The sequence below is a fragment of the Streptomyces sp. NPDC048106 genome (assembly GCF_040706415.1).
In the GTDB taxonomy this organism is placed as follows: domain Bacteria; phylum Actinomycetota; class Actinomycetes; order Streptomycetales; family Streptomycetaceae; genus Streptomyces.
The window spans coordinates 81,093-96,788 of sequence record NZ_JBEZND010000015.1 but is presented as its reverse complement, the minus strand read 5'-3'; the positions used below and the strand labels follow the sequence as shown (position 1 = coordinate 96,788).

General features: G+C 72.9%; 14 protein-coding genes. 6 read left to right on the top strand and 8 right to left on the bottom strand.

All coding sequences use genetic code 11. The annotated features are described in order from the left end of the window. Positions 1 to 78: 78 nt before the first annotated feature. The gene (locus AB0927_RS17760; RefSeq protein WP_366668524.1) at positions 79 to 714 is read right to left on the bottom strand and encodes a TetR/AcrR family transcriptional regulator; all 636 of its coding nucleotides are present in this window, start codon (positions 712 to 714) and stop codon (positions 79 to 81) included. A gap of 150 nt (positions 715 to 864) precedes the next feature. After that, the gene (locus AB0927_RS17755) at positions 865 to 2,451 is read right to left on the bottom strand and encodes an MFS transporter (RefSeq protein WP_366668522.1); all 1,587 of its coding nucleotides are present in this window, start codon (positions 2,449 to 2,451) and stop codon (positions 865 to 867) included. 227 nt (positions 2,452 to 2,678) lie between these two features. Here AB0927_RS17755 and panB point away from each other — a divergent pair, with 227 nt between their 5' ends. Further along, the gene (panB, locus tag AB0927_RS17750) at positions 2,679 to 3,548 is read left to right on the top strand and encodes a 3-methyl-2-oxobutanoate hydroxymethyltransferase (RefSeq protein ID WP_366668521.1); all 870 of its coding nucleotides are present in this window, start codon (positions 2,679 to 2,681) and stop codon (positions 3,546 to 3,548) included. Between the two features lie 118 nt (positions 3,549 to 3,666). Here panB and AB0927_RS17745 read toward each other — a convergent pair whose 3' ends face one another. Next, positions 3,667 to 4,554: a class I SAM-dependent methyltransferase gene (locus tag AB0927_RS17745; protein ID WP_366668520.1), complete on the bottom strand. Its 888-nt coding sequence runs from the start codon at positions 4,552 to 4,554 to the stop codon at positions 3,667 to 3,669. A 112-nt stretch (positions 4,555 to 4,666) separates the two neighbouring features. Between AB0927_RS17745 and AB0927_RS17740 the strand changes: the two genes are divergently transcribed. Beyond that, complete coding sequence (locus AB0927_RS17740; RefSeq protein ID WP_366668519.1) at positions 4,667 to 5,692, top strand: ATP-binding cassette domain-containing protein; 1,026 nt, start codon at positions 4,667 to 4,669, stop codon at positions 5,690 to 5,692. Continuing rightward, a complete protein-coding gene (locus tag AB0927_RS17735; protein ID WP_366668518.1) occupies positions 5,689 to 6,513 on the top strand; it encodes an ABC transporter permease in 825 nt (274 codons plus the stop codon). Before AB0927_RS17740 ends, AB0927_RS17735 begins: the two co-directional genes overlap by 4 nt. Before the next feature lie 30 nt (positions 6,514 to 6,543). Here AB0927_RS17735 and AB0927_RS17730 read toward each other — a convergent pair whose 3' ends face one another. Then, on the bottom strand, positions 6,544 to 9,921 hold the full coding sequence (locus tag AB0927_RS17730) for a BTAD domain-containing putative transcriptional regulator (RefSeq protein ID WP_366668517.1): 3,378 nt from the start codon (positions 9,919 to 9,921) through the stop codon (positions 6,544 to 6,546). Positions 9,922 to 10,218: 297 nt separating this feature from the next. On the opposite strand from AB0927_RS17730, the gene AB0927_RS17725 reads away from it, so the two are divergent. Then, on the top strand, positions 10,219 to 11,022 hold the full coding sequence (locus tag AB0927_RS17725) for a site-2 protease family protein (protein WP_366668516.1): 804 nt from the start codon (positions 10,219 to 10,221) through the stop codon (positions 11,020 to 11,022). On the opposite strand, the gene AB0927_RS17720 is transcribed toward AB0927_RS17725, so the two are convergent. Further along, a complete protein-coding gene (locus tag AB0927_RS17720) occupies positions 11,012 to 11,251 on the bottom strand; it encodes a hypothetical protein (RefSeq protein WP_366668515.1) in 240 nt (79 codons plus the stop codon). The genes AB0927_RS17725 and AB0927_RS17720 overlap by 11 nt on opposite strands. A 51-nt stretch (positions 11,252 to 11,302) precedes the next feature. Further along, positions 11,303 to 12,007, bottom strand: coding sequence for an NADPH-dependent F420 reductase (gene npdG, locus AB0927_RS17715; RefSeq protein ID WP_366668514.1), 705 nt, complete (start codon positions 12,005 to 12,007; stop codon positions 11,303 to 11,305). Positions 12,008 to 12,432: 425 nt separating this feature from the next. Here npdG and AB0927_RS17710 point away from each other — a divergent pair, with 425 nt between their 5' ends. Beyond that, entirely contained in the window at positions 12,433 to 13,710 is a 1,278-nt protein-coding gene (locus AB0927_RS17710) for an MFS transporter (RefSeq protein WP_366668513.1), read from the top strand. Here AB0927_RS17710 and AB0927_RS17705 read toward each other — a convergent pair whose 3' ends face one another. Continuing rightward, positions 13,711 to 13,953 carry a hypothetical protein gene (locus AB0927_RS17705; protein WP_366668512.1) on the bottom strand — a complete coding sequence of 81 codons (243 nt, stop codon included), beginning with the start codon at positions 13,951 to 13,953 and terminating at the stop codon, positions 13,711 to 13,713. A 62-nt stretch (positions 13,954 to 14,015) separates the two neighbouring features. On the opposite strand from AB0927_RS17705, the gene map reads away from it, so the two are divergent. Continuing rightward, positions 14,016 to 14,873, top strand: coding sequence for a type I methionyl aminopeptidase (gene map / locus AB0927_RS17700; RefSeq protein WP_366668511.1), 858 nt, complete (start codon positions 14,016 to 14,018; stop codon positions 14,871 to 14,873). A 70-nt stretch (positions 14,874 to 14,943) separates the two neighbouring features. Here map and AB0927_RS17695 read toward each other — a convergent pair whose 3' ends face one another. Further along, positions 14,944 to 15,588, bottom strand: a complete 645-nt coding sequence (locus tag AB0927_RS17695) for a PhzF family phenazine biosynthesis protein (RefSeq protein ID WP_366668510.1) — start codon at positions 15,586 to 15,588, stop codon at positions 14,944 to 14,946. Between the last annotated feature and the right edge of the window lie 108 nt (positions 15,589 to 15,696).

Below are 15,696 nucleotides of genomic sequence, written 5' to 3'. Positions count from 1 at the left end.
GAAGACGATGACGAACGGGTGATGCGGGGAGTTCCGGTCAGGCGTGCGGCGGGCCCGGTCTGTGACAGAAAATGCACATCAGTGCGACGAGACTGTGGATCTGACGGGCCGTAGACCTTCGAGGACGGTGTCCACGATGCGTTCCGCCAGGTCCTCGGGCAGGTCCCCATCGGGGCGCATGATGGTGCGCACCAGCATGGCGCCGACGAACATGTCGTTGGCCAGGTCGAGGTCGATGTCGGTGCGCAGTTCGCCGTCGCGCTGGCCGCGCCGCAGCACGTCGAGCATGAGGACGCGCCGGGGGGTGACGACGGCAGCGTGGTACTCCCCCCAGATGCGGGGGCTGGACTTCATCTGCACGTACACGTTGTGCAGGATCGCCGACGAGCGGCTGACCAGGCCGCGCTGGCGCAGGGACTCCAGCAGGACGATCAGGTCGTCGCGCATGGAGGTGCCGGGGAGTTCGGGGTCGGGGGGTTCGGCGGCGCGCAGGACGTCGACGAACAGCGCCTCCTTGCCGCTCCAGCGGCGGTAGATGGTGGCCTTGCCGACACCGGCGGTGCGGGCGATGCGCTCGATGGAGAGTTCGGCGAGGGGTACGCCGTCCTCCAGGAGCTGCATGACGCCTTCCAGGATGGCCTGTTCCACGGCCTCGCTGCGGGGCCGGCCCCGGGCGGGACCGGCCGGGCACGACCGGTTGTCGGCAAGGCTCACGTCAAATCCGTCCTCTCACTGCGCTGCGGAAGATTCTCCCGCAGCCGCCTCCTTCCCCCGTGGAGTCGCGCTGGAGCCGTACTGGAGTCGCACTGGAGCCGTTCACGGAAGCCGGGTCGGCCGTTCGGCCGACGCCTTCCGCTCCCTGGCTCAGTCCATGGCGGCGACCAGCTCCTTCTCCTCATTCTCCTGCTCTCCCGCGCGCGGCCTGCCGGGCAGGTACAGGGCCGTGACCACGGCGCCGACCAGGGCCACGGCCGCGCCCCACCAGGCGGTGACGTGCATGGCGTGCAGGAAGGCGTCGTCGGCCGGGCCGACCAGGAGCTTGCCCTGCGGGCCGAGCTTCTGGGCGATGCCGAGGGTGGCCTCGATGGAGTCGCCGGCCTTGTCGCGCAGGGCGGCGGGCAGCAGGCCGAGCTTGTCCTCGATGCCGTTGCGGTAGGCGGTGGCGAGCACCGAGCCGAGGACGGCGATGCCGAGGGCGCCGCCGACCTGGCGGAAGGTGTTGCTCAGCGCGGAGGCGGAGCCGGCCTTCTCGCGCGGCAGCGCCTGCATGATGACGACCGAGGTCGGCGTCATGATGTGCGCCATGCCGGTGCCCATCAGGAAGAAGACGACCTCCAGCAGCCAGATCGGCGTGTCGGCGTCGAAGGTGGCGAAGGCGGCGAGCGTGCCGGCCATCACCACCAGGCCGACGGTCGTCGTGGCCTTGTTGCCGAACCGCTGGACCACCAGGCGGGCCCGCGGCGCGAAGATCATCTGCGCGGCGGCCAGCGGCAGCATCAGCAGGCCGGACTTGAGCGGCGAGTAGCCCCGCACGCTCTGGGTGTAGAAGACCGAGAAGAAGGTGACGCCCATCAGCGCGAAGAAGACCAGCGCGATGGCGGCCATGGCGGCCGAGAACACCTTGTTCTTGAAGTAGCTCACGTCCAGCGACGGGTGGTCGCTGCGCTTCTCGAACACCACGAAGGCGATGAGCACGACGACACCCGCGCCGATCGTGGCGAGCACGGTCGGGTCGGTGAAGTCTGCGAGCTGGCCGCCCTTGATGATGCCGTAGACCAGCAGGACCAGGCCGACGACGGACAGGACGACGCCGATCGGGTCCAGGCGGCCCGGACTGGGGTCGCGGGAGTCGGGCACGAGCCAGATCATCAGCCCGAGGGCGAGGATCACGATCGGCACGTTGATCAGGAAGACCGAGCCCCACCAGAAGTGGTCGAGGAGGGCGCCGCCGGTGATCGGGCCGATGGCGATGGCGAGGCCGACGCCGCCGGCCCACATGCCGATGGCCTTCGGCTGCTCCTCACGCTCGAAGACGTTCATCAGGACGGCCAGCGTGGCCGGCATGACGAACGCGGCACCGAGGGCCATCAGCGCGCGGTAGGCGATGAGCTGGCCCGGGGAGCCGGACTCGGCGGCGAGGGCCGAGCCGACGCCGAAGACGGCGATGCCGCCCAGCAGCACCTTCTTGCGGCCGAACCGGTCACCGATCAGGCCGGCGGTGAACAGCAGGCCCGCGAAGACGAGGGTGTACGCGTTGATCGCCCACTCGATCTGGCTCTGAGTGGCGCCCAGGCCGGTCGGGGCCGGGGTGGAGATGGTCTTGATGGCGACGTTCAGGATCGAGTTGTCGAGCACCACGATGAGCAGGCTCAACATCAACACGCCGAGGATGGCCCAACGGCGGCGGTGCACCGCCTCCGGAATCCTGGAGACAGGGACGGAAGTTGTCATGTGTTCGAGCCTAGTGCGATTCCGATACGGAACCGTCTCGTATCTTAATGCCTTTACCAAGAACTTACCTGTTCGGGGGCTTGACGTTGCGCGAAGCGGAGGGGTGGGTTCGGGGGCGGGGAGGATCACAGGGACCCCCCTGGCCCTGGATGGCACGAGGTGCCACCATGGAGTCGGTCCGGAGACGCCGTACGGGCGCTTCGAGATGACTTGAAGGAGCCGTTGCCATGACGCAGCTTTCGGCTGCCCAGAACAACAAGCCTTCCGACGGCAGCAAGGCGCTGTACGGGGGGAAGGGCACTCGCCGCATCACGGTCCGCGACATCACCCTCGCCAAGGAGCGGGGCGAGAAGTGGCCCATGCTCACCGCCTACGACGCGATGACCGCGTCCGTCTTCGACGAGGCCGGCATCCCGGTCCTGCTGGTCGGCGACTCGGCCGGCAACTGCCACCTCGGCTACGACACCACGGTGCCCGTCACCCTCGACGAGATGACGGTGCTCTCGTCGGCGGTCGTCCGGGGCACCAGCCGCTCCCTGATCGTCGCCGACCTGCCCTTCGGGTCGTACCAGGAGGGGGCGGTGCAGGCGCTGCGCTCGGCCACCCGGCTGGTCAAGGAGGCCGGGGTCGGCGCGGTCAAGCTGGAGGGCGGCGAGCGCTCGCACGAGCAGATCCGGCTGCTGGTCGAGGCCGGCATCCCGGTCATGGCCCACATCGGGCTGACCCCGCAGTCCGTCAACGCGATGGGCTACCGCGTGCAGGGACGCGGCGAGGAGGCGGCGGCGAAGCTGCTCCAGGACGCCAAGGCGGTGCAGGACGCGGGCGCCTTCGCCGTCGTCCTCGAACTGGTGCCGGCGGAGCTGGCGGCCGAGGTGACGCGTTCGCTCCAGATCCCGACGGTCGGCATCGGCGCAGGTCCGGACACGGACGCGCAGGTCCTGGTGTGGACGGACATGATGGGCCTCACGTCCGGGCGCGTCCCCAAGTTCGTCAAGAAGTACGCCGATCTGCGCGACGTGATGGGCTCCGCGGCGAAGTCCTTCGCGGAGGACGTGGTCGGCGGCGCCTTCCCGGCGGAGGAGCACTCCGTCCACTAGCCACTACGGCACCCCGAGCCACCACGGCACCACCCGGCAGCCCCGCTGATCTTCCCCCGTCGGCGGGGCTGCCCCCTTTTTCGGCGGGGCTGCCCCTCTTTTGGCGCGCGGCCTCGCGTCAGTGGCTCTCGGCGACGGCCACGCGCCCCGACCCGAGGGAGGTCCGGCCCCGCGCCGGGCCGCCGACGGAGCGGGCGAGGGTCAGGAGGTCGTCGTCCGAGGTCACCCGCAGGCCGTACCCGGCGAGCAGGTCCGCCATCCGCCGCGGCTTCCACAGGGAGCGCCAGGGCTCGCCCGCGGTGACGGAGCTGCCGAGCACGCGGGCCAGCAGTCGTCCCGCGGCCGCTTTCGCCGACGGTGCCTGGTAGTTGACGACGAGGGTGCTGCCCGGGGCCGTCCGGGCGGTGAGCGCGGCCAGCGTGGCGCGCACCTGCTCGCGCGTCAGATAGGGGACGACGCCCTCCCACAGCCAGGTCGTCGGCGCCGACGGGTCGTGCCCGGCGGCGTCCAGCGCCGCTCCGAGGTCGTCGGTGGCGAAGTCGACCGGCGTGAACCGCACGGAACGAGCCAGGGCCACCAGCTCCCCGCCGTCGTGCGCGGCCTCGCCGAGGCGGGCGCGTTTGTCCTGCTGGGAGGCCGGATGGTCGACCTCCCACACATCCGTACGGGCCAGCTCGGGCAGCCGCCACGCGCGGGTGTCGAGGCCGGCGCCGAGGATCACGAGCTGGCCGGCCGGGCGGGCGCGCAGGGCCTCGTCGATCGCGACCGTCCGCGCCACCACCACCTCGGCGCACGCCCGCACACCCTCGTACACCGCGCGCGCCTGCCAGCCCTGCGGCGGAGTGCTCGCGCGCACCTCGTCCACGGCCACGCGTTCCGCGGCGCGCAGCAGCCGTACCGCCACCGGATCGGCGAACCGGCCCACCGCGGCCCGGCCGTCGGCGGCCGCCCGTCCCTGGCAGACCAGCACCGCGGTGCGGCTCGCGGGGCGTTCGCTCTCGTCCATAGGGCCGTATTCAACACCACCGGACGGGGGTCCGACGGCGTGTCGGCGGGCTGTCGGCACCCGTCGGTGGTTTGTCGGCGGTTTGTCGGCGGGGCCTGTCAGAGTCTGGGACATGACGCGAATCGATGAGAACCCCGGCGGCGGACGCGACGCCGTGACTGTGCGGGGACTGGTCAAGCACTACGGCGAGACCAAGGCGCTGGACGGCGTCGACCTGGACGTGCGCGAGGGCACCGTGATGGGCGTGCTCGGGCCGAACGGCGCCGGCAAGACCACGCTCGTGCGGATCCTGTCCACCCTGATCACGCCGGACGCCGGCGAGGCGACGGTGGCCGGGTACGACGTCGTACGACAGCCCCGGCAGCTACGGAAGGTGATAGGCCTCACCGGCCAGTACGCCTCCGTGGACGAGAAGCTCCCCGGCTGGGAGAACCTGTACATGATCGGCCGGCTCCTCGACCTGTCCCGCAAGGACGCCCGCGCCCGCGCCGACGAGCTGCTGGAGCGGTTCTCCCTGACGGACGCGGCCAAGCGCCCGGCGAGCACGTACTCCGGCGGTATGCGCCGCCGCCTGGACCTCGCCGCCTCGATGATCGGCCGCCCGGCGGTGCTGTACCTGGACGAGCCGACGACCGGCCTCGACCCCCGCACCCGCAACGAGGTGTGGGACGAGGTCCAGACGATGGTCGGCGAGGGCGTGACCGTGCTGCTCACCACCCAGTACATGGAGGAGGCCGAGCAGCTCGCCTCGGAGCTGACCGTGGTGGACCGCGGCAAGGTGATCGCGACCGGTGGCATCGAGGAGCTGAAGGCCCGGGTCGGCGGCCGCACCCTGCGCGTGCGCCCGGTGGACCCGCTGGAGCTGCGCCCGCTCGCCTCGATGCTGGACGAGCTGGGCATCACCGGCCTCGCGTCCACCACCGTGGACAGCGAGACCGGCACCCTGCTGGTGCCGGTCCTCAGCGACGAGCAGCTGACCGCGGTGGTCGGCGCGGTCACCGCGCGCGGCATCACCCTCTCCTCCATCACCACCGAACTGCCCAGCCTGGACGAGGTGTTCCTCTCCCTCACCGGCCACCGCGCCGGCGACCCGCAGGACACCACGCCCGCCGACGCCCGCCAGGAGGTCGCCGTATGAGCGCCGCCGTCACTACTCCCGCCGCCGCCCCCGCCGCCGACGCCCGGATTCCGCTGCGTGGGCACCTGCGGCACACCGGCGCGCTCATCCGGCGCAACCTGCTGTGGATCCGGCAGGACCCGGAGTCGATGTTCGACGCGCTGCTGATGCCGATCGTCTTCACGCTGCTGTTCGTGTACGTCTTCGGCGGCTCGATCGGGCAGGCGCTCGGCGGCGGCCAGGAGAGGTACGTCCAGTACGTCATCCCGGGCATGCTGGCGATGATGAGCATGACCCTGTCCCAGGGTGTCGGCACCGGCTTCAGCCAGGACTTCAACAGCGGTGTGATGGACCGGTTCCGGTCGCTGCCGATCGGGCGCGGCTCGGTGCTGTTCGCGAAGATCGCCGTGGAGCTGGGCCGGATGCTGTTCGCGACCGCCGTGCTGATGGTCGTCGCCGTGCTGGTCGGTTTCCACATCACCAACTGGCCGGGGCTGCTCGCGACCCTGGGTCTGTCGGCGCTGTTCGCCTCCTCGATCATGTGGGTGTTCCTCACCCTCGGCGTGATCCTGAAGAGCGCGCAGTCCGTGCAGGGCGTGGGCTTCCTGGTGCTGTTCCCGCTCCAGTTCGGCTCCTCGATCTTCGCGCCGACCGCGTCGATGCCGGGCTGGCTCCAGGCCTTCACCGACTACAACCCGCTGTCCACGCTCGCGGACGCGGCCCGGGGCCTGATGGTCGGCGGCCCGGTGGCGCACGACCTGTGGGTGACCGTGGGCTGGTCGGTGGCGATCACCGCGGTGATGGCGCCGGTCGCGATCCACAAGTTCCGTACGAAGAGCTGACGTTCACGAACGGGCGACGCGTACGCCGGTTCACATCAGGGCGGTGGCCTCCGCGAGGGAGAGGCCACCGCCCTCGGCGTACGCCGTCTCGTACGACTCCTCGTCCAGCACCTCGCGGATACGGGCCTCGGTGATGTCGCGGGCCCGGCGCTCCATGCCGGAGGGGATATGGCCGACGGGCAGCAGACGGTCGGCGGCGGCCAGCGCGCGGGCCGCGTCGGTGGCGCGGGCGCCGGAGTCGACGCGGGCGAGCGCCATGGCGCCCACGTTGAGGACGGCGGTGGGGAGTTGGGGGACGACGGCCTCGACGAGCGGGTCGGCGGCGAGCCCGAGTGCCCTGCGGATCCGTTCGAGCGAGTCCTCGTTGCAGTCGTCCATCGCGTCCACCCAGGCCTCCTGGCAGAGCAGCAGCGCGTCGAAGACGACGAACCTCGCGATCCTGAACTCCTCGCGCAGCAGCGCCAGTTGTTCGCGGGCCTCGCCGGTACGCCCGGTCAGGCCCAGCCAGCAGGCCAGGAAGAGCCGGGCGGCGGGCATCGCCTCGCTGTGCGCGAGGTCCTGGCTCGCGACCACCTCCCGCAGCAGCCGTTCGCCCTCCTCCACCTCGCCCGACTCCATGAGCACACTGCCGAGGCGCGCGCCGAGTACGGCCGTCTGGGCGCGGGCGCCGAGGCGTTCGGCGTGCTCGGCGGCAGCGCGGTAGTCGGCGGCGGCCGCGTCGTAGAGACCCTTGCGTTCGTAGGACTCGCCGCGCGCGGACAGCGCCTCGGCGGTGCCCCAGTCGTCGCCGAGGCGGCGGTAGATGGCGAGCGCCTCGTCGGCGTCGCGGGTGGCGTCACCCGCCGAGGAGGTGCGGTTGGCGAGGAAGTTGGCGCGCATCTGGAGGGCGCCGGCCAGCTCCCACTCGAAGCCGGGGGTGTTGCGACAGGTCTCCACGTTGGCGTCGGCGATCGCCCGTATCCGCTCCACCCCGCCGGTGAGCATCACGGCGAAGAACCACACCACGCCGGGCGCCCGGCAGGTCTGCGGCATCCCCGGCTCGTAGACCTGGGCGACGACGCGCAGCTTGGCCTGGGCCTCGGGGGTCTGCCAGGCGTCCATCTCGGTTTCCATGCAGGCCAGATGGGCGAGGTGGAGGCTGCGCCTGGCCTCTTCGAGGACCTCGCCCGCGTAGGGCGGCGGGGTGTCGGTGCAGCGCTGCCACACCGCTTCCGCGCGGCGCACCGGTTCGGCGAACGGATCGGGGCCGAGCATCATGACCTCACGGCACCAGGCGCGGGCCTCCATGCGCTGGTCCCGCATCTGCCAGAACCACACCAGGGACAGCACCAGACACAGCCCCTCCTGCTCGTCGCGCGCGGCGACGGCGTGTCTGAGGGCGGTGCGCAGGTTCTCGTACTCCGCCTGGAACCGGGCGATGGCGGCGCGCTGTCCGGGGCCGCGCAGCAAGGGGTCGGTGGCGCGGGCGAGTTCGCGGTAGTACGTCAGATGGGCGCGCTCGGCCTCGGCGCGCCGGCCGGTCTCCACCAGGCGCTCGGCGGCGTACTCGGCGACGGTCTCCAGGAGGCGGTAGCGCATGGTGCCGTCGGCCGAAGGGGCGGCCACCACCAGGGACTTGTCGACGAGGGAACCCAGCGCGTCCAGGGCGACGGGCCCGCACACGGCCTCGGCGGCGGCCAGGTCGCAGCCGCCCGCGAAGACGGACAGCCGGGCCAGCACCTCGCGTTCGTCGGCGTCCAGCAGGTCCCAGGACCAGTCCACGACGGCCCGCAGGGTCTGCTGGCGGGGCAGCACGGTCCGGCTGCCGGAGTTGAGCAGCCGGAACCGGTCGTCGAGCCGGTCCGCTATCTGACGTGGTGTCAGCATGCGCAGCCGGGCCGCCGCCAGCTCGATGGCGAGGGGCAGTCCGTCCAGGCGGCGGCAGATCTCGGCGCACGCCTCCGGGTCGTCCTCGACCCGGAAGCCGGGCCGCGCCGCCGCGCCGCGCTCGGCGAACAGGCGCAGCGCGACGGGTTCCGGCAGCGGCTCCACCGGGCGCAGCAACTCCCCCGGCACGCCGAGGGGTTCGCGGCTGGTGGCGAGGACGGTCAGCTCGGGGCAGCGGGCCAGCAGCCGCTCGGCCAGCCGGGCGGCGGCCTCGATGACGTGCTCGCAGTTGTCGAGGACGATCAGCATCCGGCGCCGGGCGCAGTGCTCCACCAGCCGGTCCAGCGGGTCGTGCCCGTCGACCACCGCGCGCATGCCCTCGGCGCCGGCGCCGTGCAGCACGGTCTCCCGGGCGCCGATCGCGGTGAGCACGGCCTGGGGTACGGCGTCCGGGTCGTCCACGGGCGCGAGTTCGGCCAGCCACACCCCGTCGCGCACGGAGTCCCGTACCGCCTCGGCGGCCTCCTGCGACAGCCGGGTCTTGCCCGCGCCGCCGGGCCCGAGCAGGGTGACCAGCCGGGCGGTCGCGAGGTCGGCGCCGAGGGCCGCGAGGTCGGCTTCCCGGCCGACGAAGGAGGTGAGCCGGGCGGGGAGGTTGCCCTGACCGGCCCGGTCGGGCGCACCGCTCCGGGCCGCGTGCGTACCCCGGCCGCCGGGGGCGACCCGGCCGGCATGGGTGTCCCGGTCGGCATGGGTGTCCCGGCTGCCGCGAGCACCCCCGTCGCCGTGCGCGGACCGGCCGGCGGGGGCGCCGCCCGTGCCGAGCAACTCGGCGTGCAGGGCACGCAGTTCGGGTCCGGGGGCGGAGCCAAGCCGGTCCGCGAGGAGGCGTCTGACCTCCTCGTACGCGGCGAGCGCCTGGGCCGGGCGGCCGAGGTCGCGCAGGGCGCGCAGGCGCAGCGCCTGGAGTGGTTCGTCCAGCGGGTGGGCGTCGCACAGGGCGATCAGTTCGGGCAGCGCGCCTTCGGCGTGGCCGAGGGCGAGGGCCGCCGTGTGCCGGGCGCGCTGGGCGTCGAGGCGGCGGGTCTCCCAGCGGGCCGCCTCGGCGGTGCGGTCGGGCAGGTCGGCGAGGGCCTGGCCGTGCCACAGCGCGAGGGCGTCGTCCAGCAGACCGGCAGCCTTGGCGGGATCGCCCTCGGCGAGGGCGGCGAGGCCGTCGCCGGTCAGCCGGTCGAAGCGGGTGAGGTCGACGTCGTCGGCGGTGGCGGCGAGCCGGTACCCGCCGTCGGTGGAGGCCACCGCGTCCGCGCCGAGCGCACGCCGCAGCCGGCCCACGAGCGCCTGGAGCGCGCCGGCGGCGTCGGCGGGCGGCTCGTCGCCCCACACCTCGTCCACCAGCACCCCCACCGGCACGGGCCGCCCGGCCCGCAGCGCCAGCACGCTGAGCAGCGCGCGCAGTCGCGCCCCGCCGACCTGGACTGCCGTACCGTCGGGGCGGAGGGCCTGGGTGGGGCCGAGAAGGCGATAGCGCACGGGGTCCATTGTCTCCGGAGGCTCGGGAAGCGGTCAGGGGGTGGTCACCGGCCGGGGCGGACGCTCCCGGTTGACGTCCGGGGTGACGGGAAAGCCCACGGTACGACGGATCAGAACCGGGGTTCTCCGCCGTGCCGTGGAGCTACCCGTCGCCGGTCCGCGGAGAACACACTCGTCCGTGGCATTGACCCACTCTCCAGGAACCCGGGGGCGCGTGCGAGACGTTTTCCGCGTGTCGGCCGGGAACTTCCCGGATCAGGCCGCCCGTCCGCCCGACCGTTCGTCCGCCCTTCACAGGAGTCGCCCATGACCACCGCCACCACCCGACGCCCCGCCGACCGGAGGGTCAGCCCGGTGTTCGTCGGGATCCTGGCCGTCGCGGCGGTGGCCGGCTGGGCCACCTGGACCGGGTTCTCGACGCGGCCGGGCGTCGCGGTGTTCCTGTTCGTGACGGCGGCCTGGATCGTCTCCCTGTGCCTGCACGAGTACGCGCACGCGCGCACCGCCCTGCACAGCGGCGACATCACCATCGGCGCGAAGGGCTACCTCACGCTGAACCCGCTGAGGTACACGCACGCGCTGCTCAGCATCGTGCTGCCGGTGCTGTTCGTGATCATGGGCGGGATCGGTCTGCCGGGCGGCGCGGTGTTCATCGAGCGGGGCCGGATCCGGGGTCGCTGGCGGCTGAGCCTGATCTCGGTGGCGGGCCCGCTGACGAACGCGCTGTTCGCGGCGGTGTGCACCGCGCCGTTCTGGCTGCACGCGCTGGACGGGGTGCCGATGGCCTTCCGGTTCGCGCTGGCCTTCCTCGCGCTGCTCCAGGTGACGGCGGCGCTGCTGAACCTCCTGCCGGTACCGGGCCTGGACGGGTACGGCGTGCTGGAGCCGTGGCTGCCGGCCGGGGTGCGGCGGCAGGTGGAGTCGTTCCCGATGCTCGGGCTGCTGATCGTGTTCGCGCTGCTGTGGATCCCGTCGCTGAACATCGCGTTCTTCGACCTGATCCACACCATCCTGCGCGGGCTCGGGGTGGACACGGCGTACACGGACTGCGGGTACTGGCTCTACCGCTTCTGGAGCGGCACCCCCGGGATCTGCCTGGTCAGTTCGTGACCGGCCCGTCCTGCGCGGCGGCGCGGGCGCGCTTGACGTAGTACCAGGTCATGTTGGACGACAGGCCCGCCAGCAGCACCCAGACGATCCCCAGCCAGCTTCCCTGCACGAAGGAGACCACGGCCGCGGCCAAGGAGAGGACGCAGACCACGAGGGTGTAGAGGGCGATGCGGGGCATGACGGGTGGCTCCTGTCGGGGGACACTGCTACGGCGACCAGTGTCCCCCATGGCCACGGGCGGCTCACAGGAAGGTCGGCCCCGCCTCGCCGGAGAACGGCCTCACACGTCGGTGAGCCGGAGCCCCGCGTGCGCCTTGTAGCGGCGGTTGACCGAGATCAGGTTGGCGACCAGGGACTCGACCTGGTGGGCGTTGCGCAGCCGGCCCGCGAAGATGCCGCGCATGCCGGGGATGCGCCCGGCGAGTGCCTGCACGATCTCCACGTCGGCGCGCTCCTCGCCGAGCACCATCACATCGGTGTCGATCCGCTCGATCTCGGGGTCCTGGAGCAGGACGGCCGACAGGTGGTGGAAGGCGGCGGTGACCCGGGAGTCCGGGAGCAGCGCGGCGGCCTGCTCGGCGGCGCTGCCCTCCTCGGGCTTGAGCGCGTAGGCGCCCTTCTTGTCGAAGCCGAGCGGGTTGACGCAGTCCACGACGAGCTTGCCGGCCAGCTCCGCGCCGAGCGACTTCAGCGTGTCGCCGTGCCCGTCCCACGGCACGGCGACGATCACGATGTCGCTGCGGCGCGCGGCCTCGGCGTTGTCGGCGCCCTCGACGCCGTGGCCGAGCTCCGCGGCGGCGGCCTGGGCGCGGTCGGCGGACCGGGAGCCGATGATCACCTTCTGGCCGGCCCTGGCGAGCCGGTAGGCGAGGCCCTTGCCCTGCGGGCCGGTGCCGCCGAGCACGCCGACGACGTACCCGGAGACGTCGGGCAGGTCCCAGGGGTCCTTGGCGGGGGCCTTCTGTGCGCTGTCGGTAGAGGTCATGGGGCGACTCTACGTCGCCGGGCGCGGGCGGCGACCGGGGAAAGCGGCGTCGCGCTCACGGCCAGGCGGCCGGGGGCCGCTGGCCAGGCGCCGGGGGCCAGGGGCCAGGCGCCGGGGGCCAGGGGCCAGGCGCCGGGGGCCAGGGGCCAGGCGCCGGGGGCCAGGGGCCAGGGGCCAGGCGCCGGGGGCCAGGCACCGGGGGCCGGGGGCCAGGCGCCAGGCGGCCGGGGGCGGCCGGGCACCGGGGCCGGGGGCCAGGCGCCAGGCGGCCGGGGGCCAGGGGCCAGGCGCCGGGGACCAGGCGCCGGGGGGCCAGGCGCCGGGCATCGGGCGTCGGGGGCCAGGCGGCCGGGCGCCGGGCATCGGGCATCGGGCGCCGGGAGAAATGAGTTGCCTCCCCACCCCCGTCGCCCGAGCATGCCCGGGTGACCTCCGCCCTGCTGCCCGACCTCGCGCCCTGGAAGGCCTCCGCCGACTTCCGGCGGCTGTGGAAGTCCGGCCTGATCAGCAACTTCGGCAGCTTCCTCACCCTCGTCGCGCTCCCCGTCCAACTGAAGGACCTCACGGAGTCCACCGCGGCCGTCGGCGCGATCGGCGCCGTGGAGCTGCTCCCGCTGATCGTGTGCGGCCTGTACGGCGGCGCGCTCGCCGACGCGCTGGACAAGCGGGCCCTGATCGTGTGGACGGAGGCCGGCCAGGGCCTGCTCAGCGCGGTGCTGCTGCTCGACGCGCTGCTCCCGCACCCCGCGATCTGGCCGCTGTACGCCGTCGCCGCCCTCTCCTCCGCCCTCGGCGCGGTCCAGCGCCCGGCCCTGGACTCGCTGTGGCCGAGGATCGTCGCCCACGCCGACATGCCCGCGGCGGCCTCGCTGAACTCGCTGCGCTGGACGGTGGGCGGCGTCGCGGGCCCGGCGCTCGCGGGGGTGGTGGTGGCCTACGCGGGCCTGGGCTGGGCGTACGGCGCCGACCTGCTGACCTTCGCCGTCTCGCTGGCGTACATCGTGCGGATCGCGCCCTCCCCCGCGTCCCACGAGGCCGCCAAGCCGTCGCTGCGGGCCGTCGCGGAGGGCGCCCGGTACGCGTGGAGCCGTAAGGAACTCCTCGGCACCTACGTGGTGGACCTCGCGGCGATGTCCCTGGCCATGCCGCTGGCGGTGCTGCCGTTCCTGGCCGACGAGCTGGACGCCGACTGGTCGCTCGGGCTGATGTACGCGAGCATCCCGGCGGGGTCCCTGGTGGTGAGCCTGACCAGCGGCTGGGCCTCGCGGGTGCGCCGGCACGGGCTGATGGTGGTGCTGGCGGCGGCCGGCTGGGGCCTGTCGGTCGCGGCGGTGGGGCTGACCCGCCACGTCTGGCTGGTGCTGCTCCTGCTCGCCGTGGGCGGCGGGTTCGACATGGTCAGCGGAATCTTCCGGGCCGCGATGTGGAACCAGACGATCCCCGACGAGCTGCGCGGCCGGCTCGCCGGGATCGAGCTGCTGTCCTACTCGGTGGGCCCCCAACTGGGCCAGGTCCGCGCGGGCGGCCTCGCCGCGTGGGCGGGCCTGCGCACCTCCGTCGCCGCCGGCGGCCTGGCCTGCGCGGGCGCGGTGGGCCTGCTCGCGCTGTGCCTGCCGGGCCTCATGACGTACGACGTGCGGACGAACGAGCACGCGGTACGGATGCGGGAGCGGCGCGCCGGAGCCGTGTCCGCGCGGGCGTGATCACTCCTCGTCGGAGTCCGCCCCGGAGCCCGCCCCGGAGGCGTCGTGCCAGCGCGGGTCGTTCTCCCACCGCAGATTCCGCTCGGCCGCCCCCTCCATCGCCCGCTGCGCCTCCTCCGGCGAGGCGTACGGCCCGAAGCGGTCCTTGCCCGGACAGTCCGGGCCCTCCTCGACCTTCTTGTGCTCCAGGCAGTAGTACCACTCACCCGGCTTGCCCACAGTGCGCTTCTTGAACAGGGCCACGGACCGCTCCTCTCGCCTCCCAACGACATGTTGCCCCATCTCCGCTGGATAGACTCGCCGGTATGTCTGGCCAGTCGCTGCTCGTACCGGGGGAACAGTCCCCCACCCGTTCCGTCCCGGGGAACATCCGTCGCCCCGAGTACGTCGGCAAGCCCGCGCCGACGCCGTACACCGGGCCCGAGGTGCAGACCCCGGAGACCGTCGAGGCGATGCGGATCGCCGGCCGTATCGCCGCGCGGGCGATGGCGGAGGCCGCGAAGATCATCGCGCCCGGGGTCACCACGGACCAGCTGGACAAGGTGGCCCATGAGTACATGTGCGACCACGGCGCCTACCCGTCCACGCTCGGCTACCGCGGTTTCCCCAAGTCCCTTTGCACCTCGGTCAACGAGGTCATCTGCCACGGCATCCCGGACTCGACGGTCCTCAGGGACGGCGACATCGTCAACCTGGACGTGACCGCGTACATCGGCGGGGTGCACGGCGACAACAACGCCACCTACCTGGTCGGGGACGTGGACGAGGAGTCGCGGCTGCTGGTGGAGCGCACCCGTGAGGCCCTGAACCGGGCGATCAAGGCGGTCCGGCCCGGCCGGCAGATCAACATCATCGGCCGGGTGATCGAGTCGTACGCCAAGCGCTTCGGCTACGGCGTCGTACGGGACTTCACCGGACACGGCATCAACTCGTCCTTCCACTCCGGGCTGATCGTCCCGCACTACGACAGCCCGCACGCCACCACGGTGATGCGGCCGGGGATGACCTTCACCATCGAGCCGATGCTGACGCTGGGCACCCACGAGTACGACATGTGGGACGACGGCTGGACGGTCGTGACGAAGGACCGCAGGCGCACCGCGCAGTTCGAGCACACGCTGGTGGTCACGGACGAGGGCGCGGACATCCTGACCCTGCCGTAGCCCGTACCCCCCACAGCACACCGGCCCGCTCTCCTCGGAGGGCGGGCCTTCCTCGTGTGTGCGGGCCGGGTCAGCGCTCCAGGAACACCCGGCCGCCCACCTCCACCCAGCCCTCCGGCTGGGGCGCGGTGAGGAGTTGGGAGCCAGCGCCCTGGGTGATGTTGAGGGCGCGGCCGAGCCGGGCGGTGAGCTGGAGGGCGGCCGCGCCGGTGGCCTCGTCCTCCTCGATGCCGTCGCCGCGGCCGGGGAAGGCGCGGGCGCGGACCCGACCCGCGGCCTCGTCCTCCCAGGCCCAGGCGTACACCCACTCGCCCGGCGGAGGAACCTGGAGCGCGTCCACCTCCGCGGGGGTGGCGTACTGGCGCAGGGTGCGCGGCTCGGGCCACTCCGGGCGGGCCTCGATCCAGCAGAACTCGCCGTCCTGCCGGGCGCTCACCACCCCTGCGGGGACGACGAGTTCGGGCACGTCCAGCAGCCAGGCGGCGCCGACGCACGGATATCCGGCGAACGGCAGTCGTACCGAGGGCGTGTAGATGTCGATCGCGCCGCGCTCGGGGTCGTCCACGAACACGGTCTCGCTGAAGCCGAGTTTGGCGGCGAACGCCTGCCGGTCGGCGCGCTCGGGCAGCGTGGAGCCGTCGCGGACCACGCCGAGTTCGTTGCCGTAGCCGCCGTGCGGGGCGCAGAAGACGCGCAGTACGTCGTAGTCAGTCACCCGGGAATTGAAACACCGCGTGCGGCTCCCTGCCGCCCGTCCTGAGATCCGGATCACGCACCCCGAAGGTATGGGAACGGTAAACCTCAGGTAAGTTAGGGAAGCCTC